The sequence below is a fragment of the Enterobacter cloacae complex sp. GF14B genome (assembly GCF_004136805.1).
Classification (GTDB): domain Bacteria; phylum Pseudomonadota; class Gammaproteobacteria; order Enterobacterales; family Enterobacteriaceae; genus Enterobacter; species Enterobacter hormaechei_C.
Genome location: NZ_QFRV01000032.1, coordinates 1 through 16,190 on the forward strand (window position 1 = coordinate 1; position 16,190 = coordinate 16,190).

Genomic DNA, 16,190 nt, shown 5'->3' on the forward strand with positions numbered 1-16,190 from the left:
AATCCTGCGCCTTAGCCGCGGCGTGTTCGAAGTGCTGGCGACCGGCGGGGATTCCGCGCTCGGCGGCGATGACTTCGACCATCTGCTGGCAGATTACATCCGCGAGCAGGCGGGCATCAGCGATCGCAGCGATGCGCGCGTGCAGCGTGAACTGCTGGATGCGGCCATCGACGCCAAAATCGCCCTGAGCGATGCACAGTCCGTCAGCGTGAACGTCGCAGGCTGGCAGGGTGAAATCACCCGCGATCGGTTCAGAGAACTGATTGCGCCTCTGGTTAAGCGTACCCTGCTGGCCTGCCGTCGCGCATTGAAAGATGCGGGCGTTGAGGCTAACGAGGTGCTGGAAGTGGTCATGGTTGGCGGCTCAACCCGCGTGCCGCTGGTGCGCGAGCGCGTGGGCGAATTCTTTGGCCGCACGCCGTTGACCTCTATCGACCCGGACAAAGTGGTTGCCGTCGGCGCCGCTATCCAGGCCGATATTCTGGTTGGCAACAAGCCGGACAGCGAAATGCTGCTGCTGGACGTCATCCCGCTGTCTCTGGGTTTAGAAACCATGGGCGGCCTGGTGGAGAAAGTCATTCCGCGTAACACCACCATTCCGGTGGCGCGCGCGCAGGAGTTCACCACCTTCAAAGACGGCCAGACCGCGATGTCCATCCACGTGATGCAGGGCGAGCGTGAGCTGGTGCAGGACTGCCGCTCTCTGGCGCGCTTTGCGCTGCGCGGAATTCCAGCGCTGCCTGCGGGCGGGGCGCATATTCGCGTCACCTTCCAGGTGGATGCGGACGGCCTGCTGAGCGTCACGGCGATGGAAAAATCGACCGGTATCGAGTCGTCTATTCAGGTTAAGCCGTCCTACGGCCTGACCGATGGCGAAATCGCCTCCATGATTCAGGACTCAATGAGCTACGCCGAGCAGGATGTGAAGGCGCGTATGCTGGCGGAACAAAAAGTTGAAGCCGCACGCGTGCTGGAAAGCCTGAACGGGGCGCTCGCTGCCGATGCCGCGCTGTTAAGCGCCGCTGAGCGCCAGGTGATTGACGACGCTGCCGCGCGCTTAAGCGCCGTGGCCGAAGGCAATGACGCTGACGCGATAGAAGAAGCCATTAAAAACGTTGATAAACAAACCCAGGACTTCGCTGCTCGCCGCATGGACAAATCTGTCCGCGTCGCGCTGAAAGGCCAGTCCGTGGACGAGGTTTAATATGCCAAAGATTGTAATTTTGCCTCATGCGGACCTCTGTCCGGATGGTGCTGTTCTGGAAGCGAAGACCGGTGAAACCATTCTCGATGTAGCCCTGCGTGCAGGTATCGAAGTGGAACACGCCTGTGAAAAATCCTGTGCCTGCACCACCTGCCACTGCATCGTGCGTGAAGGTTTCGACTCTCTCGCCGAGAGCACCGAAGACGAAGACGACATGCTGGATAAAGCATGGGGTCTGGAGCCAGACAGCCGCTTAAGCTGCCAGGCCGCGGTGACCGATGAAGATCTGGTCGTGGAGTTCCCACGCTACACCATCAACCACGCACGCGAGCACTAATATGGGACTGAAGTGGACAGACAGCCGTGAAATCGGCGAAGCGCTCTACGACGCGAACCCGGATCTCGATCCGAAGACCGTACGATTCACCGACATGCACCAGTGGATCTGCGATTTAGAGGATTTCGACGACGATCCTAACGCATCCAATGAAAAAATTCTGGAGGCGATTCTGTTAGTCTGGTTAGATGAAGCAGAATAAATAACAAAACGGGCTGCCTTCAGGCGGCCCGTTTGCTAGTTGCTAATAAGGATAAATAAAATGACCGAAGCGATGAAGATTACGCTCTCGAATCAGCCTGCCGACGCGCGCTGGGGCGAGAAAGCCACCTACAGCATTAATAACGACGGCATTACGCTGCACCTGACGGGCAACGATGATTTGGGCCTGATCCAGCGCGCCGCGCGTAAGATTGACGGCCTTGGCATTAAGCATGTGTCGCTGGAAGGGGAAGGTTGGGACACCGACCGCAGCTGGGCGTTCTGGGCAGGCTACAAAGGGCCGAAAGGCACCCGTAAAATTGAGTGGGCGAACCTCGACGAAGCCGGTCAGAAAGAGCTGGAAAGCCGCCTGAACATTATCGACTGGGTGCGCGACACCATTAACGCACCGGCGGAAGAGCTGGGGCCGGAACAGCTGGCGCAGCGCGCCGTTGACCTGCTGTGCGGTGTGGCGGGCGAAAAGATGTCCTACCGCATCACTAAAGGGGAAGACCTGCGCGAGCAGAACTACATGGGTATCCACACCGTGGGCCGTGGCTCAGAGCGTCCTCCGGTCCTGCTGGCGCTGGATTACAACCCAACCGGCGACAAAGAAGCCCCGGTCTTTGCCTGTCTGGTCGGGAAAGGCATCACCTTCGACACCGGCGGCTACAGCCTGAAGCAGAGCGCATTCATGGACTCCATGAAGTCCGACATGGGCGGCGCGGCGACCATTACCGGCGCGCTGGCCTTCGCCATCACCCGTGGCCTGAACAAGCGCGTGAAGCTCTACCTGTGCTGCGCGGACAACATGGTGAGCGGCAACGCCTTCAAGCTGGGCGACATCATTCGCTACCGCAACGGTAAAAACGTTGAGGTGATGAACACCGACGCCGAAGGCCGTCTGGTGCTGGCCGATGGCCTGATCGACGCCTCTGCGCAGAAGCCGGAGCTGATTATCGACATGGCGACCCTGACCGGCGCGGCGAAAACTGCCCTGGGTAATGACTATCACGCCCTGTTCAGCTTCGACGACAAGCTGGCCGCTCGCCTGCTGGCCAGCGCGGCGGCGGAAAACGAACCGTTCTGGCGTCTGCCGCTGGCCGAGTTCCACCGCAGCCAGCTGCCGTCTAACTTCGCCGAGCTGAACAACACCGCGAGCGCAGCGTACCCGGCGGGGGCAAGCACCGCAGCAGGCTTCCTGTCTCACTTCGTTGAGAACTACCATGAAGGCTGGCTGCACATTGACTGCTCCGCAACCTACCGTAAAGCGGCGGTTGAGCAGTGGTCTGCGGGTGCGACCGGTCTGGGCGTGCGTACCGTAGCGAACCTGCTGACGGCTGAGTAATGCTCTTTGCCCTCACCCTAACCCTCTCCCCATGGGAGAGGGCAGGGGTGAGGGGGAAATTCGACATCTGGAATTGTTATGTCAGAAACCAAAAACGAATTAGAAACCCTGTTGGAGCAGGCGGCGACCGAGCCCGCCCACCGTCCGGCCTTTTTCCGCACGCTGCTGGAATCCACCGTCTGGGTGCCGGGCACCGCAGCGGAAGGGGAGCAGGTTGTCGAAGACAGCGCGCTGGATCTGCTGCACTGGGAGAAAGACGACGGCACGTCGGTGATCCCGTTCTTTACCTCGCTCGAGGCCTTGCAGGAAGCGGTAGAAGACGAACAGGCGTTCGTGGTGATGCCGGTGCGCACGTTGTTCGAAATGACCCTGGGGCAGACGCTGTTCCTCAACGCCAAACTGCCGACCGGGAAAGAGTTTACTCCGCGCGAAATCAGCCACCTGATTGATGACGAGGGCAACCCGCTCAGCACTCAGGAGGTGCTGGAAGGGGGCGAAACGCTGCTGCTGTCTGAAGTGGCCGAGCCGCCCGCGCAGATGATTGACTCCCTGACCACGCTGTTTAAAACCATCAAGCCGGTAAAACGCGCGTTTCTCTGCTCCATCAAAGAGAGCGCTGACGAAAAGCCTGTTCTGCTGATAGGGATTGAGGCCGACGGCGATATCGACGAGATCATCCAGGCGGCGGGAAGCGTGGCGACCGACACCCTGCCGGGCGATGAGCCGATTGATATCTGTCAGGTGAAGAAAGGTGAGAAGGGGATCAGCCACTTTATTACCGAGCACATCACCCCGTTCTACGAGCGTCGCTGGGGCGGCTTCCTGCGCGATCTTAAGACCAACCGCATTATCTGATTACAGCGGGGTGATCTTCACCCCGTTGCTTCCAGCAGCAGTAAATCCATCAGCAGCACCAGATTCGACTCAAACGACGTCACACCTGCGGCTTCGGCGGCGAAATGTACCGCTTCGTCATAGAGAGCAAAATGCACGTCCGCCATACCCGCCAGCGTATTGGCCGACGCGCGGGTAAACGCGACGATCGTCATGCCGACGTTTTTGGCGATCCGCGCTTTATCCAGTACCTGCTCCGTTTCGCCGCTGCGTGAAACGGCAATAAACACCTGATAGCGCGCGGCGTTGCTGAGAAAAATATTCCGGCTGTCTCCCGGCCCGGAGATGAACGCCGTTTTTCCTAGCACCTGCAACTTCTTGGTCAGGTACTCGGCAAAAAGGTACGAAAACCCGGCGCCGTAGAGAAAGAAGCTCTCTTTCTGGCGCAGCAGGCTGGCAAACTGCTGGCGTTTGTCCTGAGTGACCCACTGGAAGGTCTGCTGATAGTTGGCAACGAACCGGGTAAAAAGCGCGGGCATTTCCGCATGTTGCTCAGGCTGTACGGTGATATGCGGCGTGTCAGAAAGCAGCTGCTTGCAGTGCCAGATAAACTCGCTAAAGCCGCTAAACCCCAGCTTCTGGCACAGCCGCATAATCGTCGCGGTAGAGACAAATGTCGCCTGCGCCAGCTCGCGCACCGTGATGTTGCCCACCAGCAATGGATGCTCAGTGAGGTGGGCGAGGACGCGATACTCCGCGCGGGTCAGCGACGACCCGCGCGTTAACAGCGTTGCCAGGCGGTTATCCATTATTTCGCCGGTTCAACCGGCAGATCGTCTCGTGCACCCCATTCACTCCAGGCGCCGTCGTACAGGGTCACGTCATTTGCGCCAAGGGTTGCCAGCGCCAGGATCACCACGCAGGCCGTTACGCCGGAGCCGCAGCTTGCAATAACCGGACGATGCAAATCCACGCCCTGACGTTCAAAAATGGCACGCAATTCATCGGTGGTTTTCAGCTCGCCTTCAAACACCAGATCGCCCCACGGCACGTTCAGCGCCCCCGGGATATGTCCTCGTTTCAGTCCCGGTCGCGGCTCGTCCGCTTCTGCGTTGAAACGTGGAGCGGGACGCGCATCGACGATTTGCGCCGTGTTTTCGTGGCTCACGACCAGCACGTCGGTCAGGCGCTTGACCACGTTAGCGTCAAACGTGGCATCAAATTCCCCTTCCGGCAGCGTGACGTCACCCTGCTGAAGCGGTAGTTCGTCGCGCTTCCAGCCTGCAAGTCCGCCCGCCAGAATCGATACCTTTTCCACGCCGAAGTTTTTCAGCATCCACCACGCTCGCGGCGCGGAAAACAGATTACCTTCATCGTAAACAACAAGATGTTTATCTTTGCTGATGCCCAGCTCGCGCATCGCCACGGAAAACGCTTCCGGGCGAGGCAGCATGTGCGGCAGGGGAGAGGTGTGATCGGAGAGGGCTTCGATATCAAAAAATACCGCGCCAGGCAGGTGCCCTGCCCGGTATTCAGCGGGAACGTCACGATGCTCCTGGCCCGGAGGGGCCATGCGCGCGTCGATAATCTGAACTTCCGGGTCGTCGCCGTGCTCAATCAGCCAGTCGGCAGCGACAAAATATGAGGTGGACATGGTTGCCTCCATTCTTTTCCGTAAAAAAGGATTGTCGGTGTTTTTTCTGACACCGACAAGCTCACCACGTTCAACTCGCGAGCAAGCCCCTATTTTTTCACCGCTTCACCGTCCTGCCAGGCCTTTTGCAGCGCAGGCCAGTAGTCGCGGTTGGCTTCGATCATCTCATCCAGAATCGCTTTCGCGTGCTCCATGGTCGGCACGGTGCGGTTCAGAGTGAACGCCTGCAACGCTTTCTCGTAGCTGCCTTCGATGGTTGCCTCAACCAGCAGCTGTTCAGAGGCCAGCTGCTGTTGCAGGAGCGTCTGGTGGAACAGCGGCACCAGACCCACGCGGACAGGCTCCGGCCCTTCGGAAGTGATATAGGCAGGCACTTCCACCACCGCATCGTACGGCAGGTTGGTAATCGCCCCGCGGTTTTCCACCATCACCAGATGGCGTTGGCGCAGGTTGAATGCCAGCGAGCAGGCGACATCGACGATAAATTCGCCGTGAACACCTACGTGGAAGGCGTCCGGTAAGATCCCGCTGCGCTGGTACTCTTCGGCGGCGGCGAACAGCTTTTTCTCGCGCCCGTTCATCACTTCGTTGGCGCGGGTATAGTCCGGGTTTTGATGCTCCACAATCTGGTTCGGCATCAGGTAGTACTGTAGATACGGGTTCGGCAGGTACTCCGGGAAGTTATCCATAATCGGCTTGATGTTGCGCCAGGTTTTCACCCACGATGGATCCGAGTGCTGCGGGTCGGTTTTTGCGGCATCTTCCGTCAGCAGGCCAAACTTCGCGATATGCTTACGCAGCGCCGGGAGCTTGTCTTCGCCGTCCACCAGCACGCGGGTAAACCAGCCGAAGTGGTTTAGGCCAAAATAGTCCACCTCCAGTTTATGACGATCCACGCCCAGAATGGCGCCCATATTGCGCATCGCGGCAACCGGCATATCGCAGATGTTCAGCACGCGTGCGTTGGGGCGCAGGCGACGCACACCCTCAGCGACAATCGCCGCCGGGTTGGAGTAGTTCACGATCCAGGCTTTCTCGTGCGCGTAGCGATCGACCAGATCGATAAGCTCCACCATCGGCAGGATCGTGCGCAGGCCGTAGGCCAGCCCGCCGGGCCCGCAGGTTTCCTGGCCCACCACGCCGTGACGCAGCGGAATTTTTTCATCCTGCTCGCGCATCTTGTACTGCCCGACGCGCATCTGGGCGAAGACAAAATGCGCGCCGCTAAAGGCCACTTCTGGGTCGCTGGTGACCGTAAATTTGATGCTCTGGCTGTGGTCGCGAATAACCTTCTCCACCACGGGCGCGATGGTGTTCTGGCGCGCCTCGTCAATGTCATACAGGCGGATCTCTGCCAGAGGGAAATCGTGCAGACGCACCATCAGGCTTTTCACAATACCTGGCGTGTAAGTGCTACCGCCGCCGGCAATCGACAGAATAAATGGGGGTGTAAACATCTTTAGCTCCTTTCAGAGAAACGTCTCAACGGCTTCTCGCATTTTTTTGACATGCAGCCCGTAGACCACCTGAACGTTGTTACCTTGTTTGATTATCCCTTTCGCGCCGGTCGCTTTCAGGCGCGGTTCGTCGATGATGGCGACGTCCTTCACCGTGACGCGTAAGCGGGTGTAGCAGTTATCCACTACCTCTATATTTTCCCGACCGCCCAGACCCACAACGATCGATTCGCCCAGCCCGTCGTTATTGCCCTTCGCCTGGTACTCCTGCTTGCTGTAAAGGCGTGTCTCCTGGTCCTCATCTTCACGCCCCGGCGTTTTCATGTTGAAGCGCAGGATAAGGAAGCGGAACACCACGAAATAAAGGGCGAACATGATCAGCCCGACCACGATGTACATGGGCCAGTTGGACTTCTCCGTGCCGAGCGGCAGGTTGTAGAGGATGAAATCGATAATCCCGTTGGCGCCGATGGCGTGAACGCCAAACAGCGAGAACAGCATCATGCCGATACCGGTCAGCACCGCATGCACCACGAACAGCAGCGGGGCGACAAACAGGAAGGAGAACTCAATCGGCTCGGTTACGCCGACCAGCAGCGAGGTCAGCGCCGCCGGGATCAGAATCGCTTTCGCCGCCGCTTTACGCTCTGGCCTGGCGGTCATATACATCGCCAGCGCCGCGGCAGGCAGGCCAAACATTTTGCTGATGCCGCGCGCATCCCACACCACGGTACTGCTGAGCTGCTTCACGTCCGGGCAGGCCATCTCGGCGAAGTAGATATTGCGCGCGCCCTGGTAAGCCGTACCGCACACCTCCTGCGTACCGCCCAGTTCGGTATACAGGAACGGCGTATAGACCAGATGATGCAGGCCCGTCGGCACCAGAATGCGTTCAAGGAAACCGTAGATCGCCACGCCAAACGGACCGGACCCTTTGATCGCCAGCGCCAGGGCGCTTATTCCATGCTGTGCGTACGGCCAGAGTTCGCTCATGATCACGCCGAGCAGCATAGAGACAGGCAGCATTACAATCGCGACAAAGCAGTGGCCGGAGTAAATCGCCATCGCGCCGTTAAACTGGACACCGGAATATTTGTTGTACAGATAACCGGAGAGCGCCCCGGTCAGGATCCCGGCGAAAACGCCCATTTCCAGCACCTGGACGCCCAGCACCATGCTTTGTCCGGCGGCTTTCATCTGTTCCGCAGGGGCCAGTTCCCCCTGAAGCTGTAACGTCACGTTCATGGCATTGATAAACACGATAAAAGTTACCAGCCCAATCAGCGCCGCGTAGCCTTTGTCTCGGGTTGCCAGTCCAATGGGGATACCAACGGCAAACACCAGCGCCAGGTTGACCAGCACCGACACGGCAGACTTGGCGATCAGCTGGCCGACACTCTGGATCAGCGGGTGGCCAAGAAACGGCAGGTACTCGGCCAGATTGCCGTTACCCAGCACATTCCCAAAGGCGATAAACAGGCCTACGATGGGTAAGATAAGTACAGGTCCGTAAAGTGATTTTCCGAAATTTTGTAGGGCGTTCACGGCTCGTTTCATGGCTTTCTCTCTTATTGAACCGCGCACTCAGGGTGCGTCATGGTCATAAAACTAGCAGGCCTGATGCGAGCTTATCCAGCTATCTTCTTGTTTTAAAAACAAATGACGTGAAAGGTAACATGTAACGTTATGCGCTGTGATCGCGGTTCCATCACGGCGTAGCGGCGTGATGCCATTCTGCGAGGTGCTTTCCAGATTATAAAATTGGACTTTTTGTATTAACGAAACTTGCGGATAATACTTATCCGGACGATGACCAACAGGCCCCTCAGGCCAGGGACACAGGATGAAACCGTTTCGCTTAGCTGCGATCTCTCTCGCGCTGCTCACCACCTTTACGCTTGTCGGCTGTGATAACAGCGACGACAAACCTCAGGCCGCTGCCCCCGCAGCGTCTACTGCATCAGAAAAGAAAACCCCGGCGACACCGGATCCTGAAAAGCTGGCTAAGCTGGCCGCGCAGAGTCAGGGTAAGGCGTTGACGCTGCTGGATGCCTCGGAAGTGCAACTCGACGGCGCCGCGACGCTGGTTCTGACCTTCTCTGTACCGCTGGATCCCAGCCAGGATTTTGCGAAAACGGTACATGTGGTGGATAAAAAAAGCGGCAAAGTGGACGGCGCCTGGGAACTGGCCCCCAATCTGAAAGAGCTGCGCCTGCGCCATCTGGAGCCGAATCGTAATCTGGTTGTCACCGTCGAACGTGATTTGCTGGCGCTGAACAAAGCGACATTCGGCATTGACTATGAAAAAGCGATCACCACCCGGGATGTTGAACCGACGGTCGGATTCGCCAGCCGCGGATCGCTGCTGCCGGGTAAAGTGGTGGAAGGGTTGCCGGTGATGGCGCTCAACGTCAACAATGTGGACGTGAACTTCTACCGCGTTAAGCCGGAGTCGCTGGCCTCGTTTGTCAGCCAGTGGGAGTACCGTAACTCGCTGACCAACTGGGAATCTGACAACCTGCTGAAGATGGCGGAACTGGTCTACACCGGCCGTTTCGACCTCAACCCGGCGCGCAACACGCGTGAAAAACTGCTCCTGCCGCTTAAAGATATTAAGCCGCTCCAGCAGTCTGGCGTCTATATCGCCGTGATGAATCAGGCTGGTCACTATAACTACAGTAACGCCGCGACGCTCTTTACCTTAAGTGATATTGGGCTGTCCGCTCACCGTTATCATAACCGCCTGGACATCTTCACCCAGAGTCTTGAAAACGGTGCGGCGCAGTCAGGCGTGACCATTACCCTTCTGAACGATAAAGGGCAGACTCTGGCCGAGGCGAACAGCGACGCCGATGGTCATGCGAAACTGGAAACCGATAAAGAAGCCGCGCTGATCCTTGCCAGTAAAGATGGCCAGACCACGCTTCTTGACCTCAAACTTCCGGCGCTGGATCTGGCGGAGTTTGATATCGCCGGTAACCCGGGTTACAGCAAACAGTTCTTTATGTTTGGCCCGCGCGATCTCTATCGTCCGGGTGAAACGGTGATCCTTAACGGCCTGCTTCGCGACAGCGATGGCAAACCGCTTCCCGATCAACCGGTAAAACTTGACGTGCTGCGTCCGGACGGACAGGTGGCGCGTACGGTCGTTGTGCAACCTGAGAATGGCCTTTATCGCTTCAACTATTCGCTTGATAGCGGCGCCCAGACCGGCATGTGGCATATTCGCGCGAATACGGGGGATAACCAGCAGCGCATGTGGGATTTCCACGTCGAAGATTTTATGCCTGAGCGTATGGCGCTGAATCTGACCGGGCAAAAAACGCCGGTTTCCCCGCAGGAGGATGTGGACTTTAACGTTGTGGGCTATTACCTGTACGGCGCGCCAGCTAACGGCAATTCTCTGCAAGGCCAGCTTTTCCTGCGTCCGCTACGTGACGCGGTGCCTGCGCTGCCTGGCTTCCAGTTCGGTGATATTGCCGAGGAGAACCTGAGCCGCAGCCTGGATGAAGTGCAGCTTACGCTGGACGAACAGGGGCGCGGACAGGTTACCACCGAAAGCCAGTGGAAAGAGGCGCACTCGCCGCTGCAACTGATTTTGCAGGCCAGCCTGCTGGAATCAGGTGGGCGTCCGGTAACGCGACGCGCTGAGCAGGCTATCTGGCCGGCGGCTGAGCTGCCGGGTATTCGCCCTCAGTTCGCCAGCAAGGCGGTTTACGACTACCGCACCGATACTACCGTCAACCAGCCGATCGTCGACGAGAACGGCAACGCCAGCTTCGACATCGTCTATGCCGATGCCAGCGGAGCCAAAAAGGCCGTTTCCGGATTACAGGTACGACTGATTCGCGAGCGTCGTGACTACTTCTGGAACTGGTCCGAGAGTGAGGGCTGGCAGTCTCAGTTTGATCAAAAAGATCTGGTTGAGGGCGAGCAGGAGCTAAACCTCAAGGCCGATGAAACCGGTAAAGTCACCTTCCCGGTGGAGTGGGGCTCATACCGTCTGGAAGTGAAAGCCCCTGATGACATGGTCAGCAGCGTGCGCTTCTGGGCAGGCTACAGCTGGCAGGATAACAGCGACGGCACCGGGGCCGCGCGCCCTGACCGCGTGACGCTGAAACTGGATAAGCCATCCTATCAGCCAGGCGATACCATCCAACTGCACATCGCCGCGCCGGCCGCAGGCAAGGGCTATGCGATGATCGAGTCCAGTGAAGGGCCGCTGTGGTGGAAAGAGATCGACGTACCGGCTAACGGTCTGGATCTCGCTATCCCGGTCGACAAGGCCTGGAAACGTCACGATCTCTATCTCAGCACGCTGGTGGTTCGTCCTGGCGATAAATCAAAATCCGCCACGCCAAAACGGGCGGTTGGCCTGCTGCATCTGCCAATGGGGGACGAAAATCGTCGCCTGAACATCGCACTGGATAACCCGCAAAAAATGCGTCCGAACCAGACGCTTTCTGTGAAAGTGAAAGCCAGCGTAAAAGAGGGGGCTGTGCCACAGAAGGTGAACGTGCTGGTCTCGGCTGTCGATAGCGGCGTGCTGAACATTACCGACTACGTCACGCCGGATCCGTGGCAAGCTTTCTTCGGTCAGAAGCGCTATGGCGCGGACATCTATGATGTTTACGGCCAGGTGATTGAAGGTCAGGGACGTCTGGCCGCACTGCGCTTTGGCGGAGACGGCGATGAACTGAAACGCGGCGGTAAGCCACCGGTGAACCATGTCACCATTATTGCCCAGCAGGCGCAGCCGGTTACGCTTGATGCCAACGGCGAAGGTACCATCACGCTGCCGATTGGCGATTTCAACGGTGAACTGCGTCTGATGGCGCAGGCCTGGACGGAAGACGATTTCGGCAGCAGCGAAAGCAAAATCATTGTGGCGGCTCCGATTATCACCGAGCTTAACACGCCGCGGTTCCTCGCAAGTGGCGATACCTCCCGCCTGACGCTGGACCTGACTAACCTGACTGACCAGCCGCAAACGCTGAACATTGCGTTAACCGCAGCCGGTAAGTTGTCGCTCGAAGGTGCTCAGCCAGAGCCGGTTAAGCTGCCGCCTGGCGCACGTAGCACCCTGTTTATACCGGTGCGTGCCCTGGAGGGCTATGGCGATGGGCAAGTGACTGCTCAGGTGACGGGCCTTCAGCTCCCAGGTGAGACGTTTGCGCCGCAGCAGAAGAGCTGGAAAATTGGCGTGCGTCCCGCATTCCCGGCGCAAACCGTGAATACGGGCACGATGCTGAATCCTGGCGAATCCTGGAGTGCGCCAGCACAGCATATCGAAGGTTTCTCGCCTGCCACGCTACAGGGGCAGCTGTTGCTCAGCGGTAAACCACCTTTGAACCTGGCGCGCTACATACGTGAACTTCAGGCCTATCCGTATGGATGTCTTGAGCAGACCACCAGCGGCCTGTTCCCGTCCCTCTACACCAACGCGGCACAGCTGAAGGCATTGGGTATTAAAGGCGATACCGACGATAAACGCCGTGCGGCCATTGATATCGGGATCTCCCGTCTGCTGCAAATGCAGCGTGACGATGGCGGTTTTGCCTTGTGGGATAAAAACGGCCCGGAAGAGTACTGGCTGACCGCCTATGTCACGGACTTCCTGGTGCGGGCAGGGGAGCAGGGTTACAGCGTGCCTGCCGAGGCGGTGAATAACGCCAACAGCCGACTGCTGCGCTATTTACAGGATCCGGGCATGATGTCCATCCGCTACAGCGACGACACCCAGGCCAGCAAATTTGCTGTCCAGGCGTATGCTTCGCTGGTGCTGGCGCGTCAGCAAAAAGCGCCGCTCGGTGCGCTGCGTGAAATCTGGGAGCGCCACGCTCAGGCTGCTTCCGGGCTTCCGTTGATGCAGCTGGGCATGGCACTCAAACTGATGGGGGATGCACCGCGCAGCCAGCAGGCGCTGGATCTGGCTCTCAAAACACCCCGTAACGACAGCCGAAACTGGATGGCGGATTACGGCAGCCAGCTGCGTGATAATGCCCTGATGCTCTCCCTGCTGGAAGAGTACAAGCTGCTGCCGGATGCGCAAAACAGGCTGCTGAACGCGTTATCTGAAGACGCGTTCAGCCAGCGCTGGCTGTCTACCCAGGAGAGCAATGCGCTGTTCCTGGCCGGACGATCACTGCAAACCTTGTCAGGTGCGTGGCAGGCAACGACCTCCCTCTCTGAACAGACCCAGAGCAGTGATAAAGCGCAGGTAGAAAACCTGAACGGCGATCAGATTGGTGCGTTGCAGATGACGAATACCGGCACTACGCCGCTGTGGGTACGACTGGACACTACTGGCTATCCGGAGTATGCGCCTCAGCCATCCTCGAATGTCTTGCAGATTGAACGTCATATCCTGGCGACAGATGGCAGCAGCAAGTCGCTCTCTTCTCTGAAGAGCGGTGAACTGGTTCTGGTATGGCTGGAAGTGAAGGCCAGCCAGAACGTGCCGGATGCGCTGGTGGTGGATCTGCTCCCGGCAGGTCTGGAGCTGGAAAACCAGAATCTGGCGAGCAGCAGCGCCAGCTTGCAGGACAGCGGCAGTGAAGTGCAAAACCTGCTGAATCAGATGCAACAGTCTGATATTCAGCACATGGAATTCCGCGACGATCGCTTTGTGGCCGCGGTGCCGGTCAATGAAGGTCAGCCGGTCACGCTGGTTTACCTGGCCCGTGCCGTTACGCCGGGAACCTACCAGGTGCCTGTTCCGATGGTCGAGTCCATGTACGTTCCGCAGTGGCGGGCAACGGGGGCGGCCAGTGGCCCGCTGATCGTTGTTCCGTAAGATGCGGATAGCACGCCTGATTCGCTCCCGCTGGCTGTGGCTGGCGGGAGCGCTTCTCGTTTCAGGGGGGCTGATTGTCGTCGCTGACCGCGTGTGGCCGTTGCCCCTGAAAGAGGTCAACCCTGCGCGAGTGGTGGTGGATGAGCAGGGTGTTCCGTTGTGGCGTTTTGCCGACAGCGAAGGCATCTGGCGCTATCCGGTTACCATTAAAGAGGTTTCCCCACGCTATCTCGAGGCGCTGATCCAGTATGAAGATCGCTGGTTCTGGGATCACCCGGGCGTCAATCCGCTTTCTGTAGTGCGTGCCGCCTGGCAGGATCTCACCTCCGGGAGAGTGGTTTCTGGCGGGAGCACGCTTACCATGCAGGTGGCACGCCTTCTGGATCCGCATCCGCGAACCTTTGGCGGTAAAATTCGTCAGCTGTGGCGGGCGATGCAGCTGGAGTGGCATCTCTCCAAGCGTGAAATCCTGACGCTGTATCTGAACCGTGCCCCGTTTGGCGGCACGTTGCAGGGCGTGGGCGCGGCAAGCTGGACTTACCTTGGCAAACCGCCGTCTCAGCTGAGCTATTCCGACGCGGCGCTGCTGGCTGTACTACCACAAGCACCCAGCCGTCTGCGCCCGGACCGCTGGCCGGAACGTGCCGAAGCGGCGCGGAACAAAGTACTCGACCGCATGCTGACTCAGGGCGTCTGGTCTGAGAAGCAGGTGAAAGAGTCCCGTGAAGAGCCGGTCTGGCTGGCCCCCCGGCAGATGCCGCAGCTGGCGCCGCTCTTTTCCCGCATGATGCTGAGTAAAAGTCGTGACACAAAAATAGTCACCACGCTGGATGCAGCATTGCAACGACAGCTTGAAGAGCTGGCAATGAACTGGAAATCACGCCTGCCCGCCCGCAGTTCGCTGGCGATGATCGTCGTGGATCATACATCCATGAAAGTGCGTGGCTGGGTAGGCTCGGTAGATATCAATGATGACAGCCGTTTCAGCCACGTAGATATGGTCAATGCGATCCGATCGCCGGGATCGGTTCTCAAACCATTCATCTATGGCATGGCGCTGGACGATGGTCTGATCCATCCCGCTTCGTTATTACAGGATGTTCCAAGAAAAACGGGGGATTATCGTCCCGGCAACTTTGACAGCGGCTTCCATGGGCCGGTCAGTATGAGCGAAGCCCTGGTGCGTTCCCTCAACCTGCCTGCGGTGCAGGTTCTGGAAGCGTACGGCCCAAAACGTTTTGCCGGAATGCTGAGCAACGCGGGATTACCGCTCATTCTGCCTGCGGGGGCACAGCCCAACCTCTCTCTGATCCTGGGGGGCGCAGGCGCACGCCTGGCTGATATCGCTGCCGCCTATAGCGCCTTTGCGCGTCAGGGTAAGGCGGGCCGGCTGCGTTTACAGCCGGGCGATCCGCTGATCGAACGTCCGCTGTTATCGCAGGGGGCGGCGTGGATTATTCGTCGCATTCTCGCTAATGAAGCACAGCCCCTGCCGGACAGTGCGCTGCCCCAGGTTGCGCCGCTGGCGTGGAAAACGGGCACCAGCTATGGCAACCGGGATGCCTGGGCCATCGGCCTGAATGCCCGCTATGTCATCGGAATCTGGACCGGACGCCCGGACGGCACGCCCGTTGCCGGGCAGTTTGGTTTCGCCAGCGCGGTACCGCTCCTGAATCAGGTCAATAACATGCTTCAGTCCCGCTCGATGGTGGATGAAGCGCGCCTGCCGCGCGATCCGCGTCCCGCAAGCGTAGGACGGGGCGTGATTTGCTGGCCGGGGGGCCAGTCCCTGCCTGAAGGGAGCGAAAACTGTCGGCGTCGGCTGTCAACCTGGCTGCTGGAAGGCAGTGAACCGCCTACGCTGCTGCTGCCGGAACAGGAAGGTATTCGCGGGATCCGTTTCCCGGTCTGGCTGGATAAAGAAGGCAAACGCGTTGCGGCGGATTGTCCTGATGCGACAGAAAAAGTGCTGGATGTCTGGCCGCTGCCGCTGGAGCCCTGGCTGCCTGCTGCCGAAAAACGGGCTGCTCGTCTCCCCGCCCGTTCAGCAATTTGCCCTCCGCTGGATAACCATAATGCGGCGCCGCTGATGTTGTCAGGCGTCAGAGAAGGGGCGGTAATTAAACGTCTTCCAGGTGAGAAAAATATTACCCTCAACGTTTCAACCAGCGGCGGGGAGGGGCAACGATGGTGGTTTTTGAATGGCGAACCGCTGGACGGGCATCAGAAGAATTATTCACTGCAATTATATTTGCCTGGTAAATATCAATTAATTGTATTAGATGAAACAGGACAAACGGCGACGGTGAATTTTGAATTAGATCGCTAAGTGTTACTCCTCAAGAGTTAGCTTGATAAT

At 58.5% G+C, this 16,190-nt stretch carries 11 protein-coding genes; 7 read left to right on the plus strand and 4 right to left on the minus strand.

Annotated features, from left to right (window positions below; genetic code table 11):
- The 5 genes from hscA to sseB form a co-directional block, all read left to right on the plus strand.
- On the plus strand, positions 1–1,204 hold a 1,204-nt coding region (hscA, locus tag DD606_RS12285), incomplete at its 5' end, for a Fe-S protein assembly chaperone HscA (protein ID WP_129258695.1).
- A 1-nt stretch (position 1,205) separates the two neighbouring features.
- Entirely contained in the window at positions 1,206–1,541 is a 336-nt protein-coding gene (gene fdx / locus DD606_RS12290) for an ISC system 2Fe-2S type ferredoxin (RefSeq protein ID WP_003860652.1), read from the plus strand.
- Between the two features lies 1 nt (position 1,542).
- Positions 1,543–1,743 (plus strand): Fe-S cluster assembly protein IscX, encoded by a 201-nt coding sequence (gene iscX, locus DD606_RS12295; protein WP_003860650.1) that lies wholly within the window; start codon positions 1,543–1,545, stop codon positions 1,741–1,743.
- Positions 1,744–1,803: 60 nt separating this feature from the next.
- Positions 1,804–3,090, plus strand: a complete 1,287-nt coding sequence (gene pepB / locus DD606_RS12300) for an aminopeptidase PepB (protein ID WP_003860647.1) — start codon at positions 1,804–1,806, stop codon at positions 3,088–3,090.
- Between the two features lie 78 nt (positions 3,091–3,168).
- Positions 3,169–3,945: an enhanced serine sensitivity protein SseB gene (sseB, locus tag DD606_RS12305; RefSeq protein ID WP_129258697.1), complete on the plus strand. Its 777-nt coding sequence runs from the start codon at positions 3,169–3,171 to the stop codon at positions 3,943–3,945.
- Between the two features lie 17 nt (positions 3,946–3,962).
- Here the strand turns inward: sseB and DD606_RS12310 are convergent, their stop codons facing one another.
- From DD606_RS12310 to DD606_RS12325, 4 genes are all read right to left on the minus strand, one after another.
- Positions 3,963–4,733 carry a MurR/RpiR family transcriptional regulator gene (locus tag DD606_RS12310; RefSeq protein ID WP_015572161.1) on the minus strand — a complete coding sequence of 257 codons (771 nt, stop codon included), beginning with the start codon at positions 4,731–4,733 and terminating at the stop codon, positions 3,963–3,965.
- Positions 4,733–5,578, minus strand: a complete 846-nt coding sequence (gene sseA / locus DD606_RS12315) for a 3-mercaptopyruvate sulfurtransferase (protein WP_017383536.1) — start codon at positions 5,576–5,578, stop codon at positions 4,733–4,735. Before sseA ends, DD606_RS12310 begins: the two co-directional genes overlap by 1 nt.
- Positions 5,579–5,667: 89 nt before the next feature.
- Positions 5,668–7,035, minus strand: a complete 1,368-nt coding sequence (locus DD606_RS12320; protein ID WP_129258699.1) for a 6-phospho-alpha-glucosidase — start codon at positions 7,033–7,035, stop codon at positions 5,668–5,670.
- A gap of 12 nt (positions 7,036–7,047) precedes the next feature.
- The gene (locus DD606_RS12325; protein ID WP_032609849.1) at positions 7,048–8,592 is read right to left on the minus strand and encodes a PTS transporter subunit EIIC; all 1,545 of its coding nucleotides are present in this window, start codon (positions 8,590–8,592) and stop codon (positions 7,048–7,050) included.
- 286 nt (positions 8,593–8,878) lie between these two features.
- Between DD606_RS12325 and DD606_RS12330 the strand changes: the two genes are divergently transcribed.
- Both DD606_RS12330 and pbpC read left to right on the plus strand, forming a co-directional pair.
- Positions 8,879–13,831, plus strand: coding sequence for an alpha-2-macroglobulin (locus tag DD606_RS12330; RefSeq protein ID WP_045343139.1), 4,953 nt, complete (start codon positions 8,879–8,881; stop codon positions 13,829–13,831).
- A 1-nt stretch (position 13,832) separates the two neighbouring features.
- Positions 13,833–16,160: a peptidoglycan glycosyltransferase PbpC gene (pbpC, locus tag DD606_RS12335; RefSeq protein ID WP_045894662.1), complete on the plus strand. Its 2,328-nt coding sequence runs from the start codon at positions 13,833–13,835 to the stop codon at positions 16,158–16,160.
- Positions 16,161–16,190: the final 30 nt, after the last annotated feature.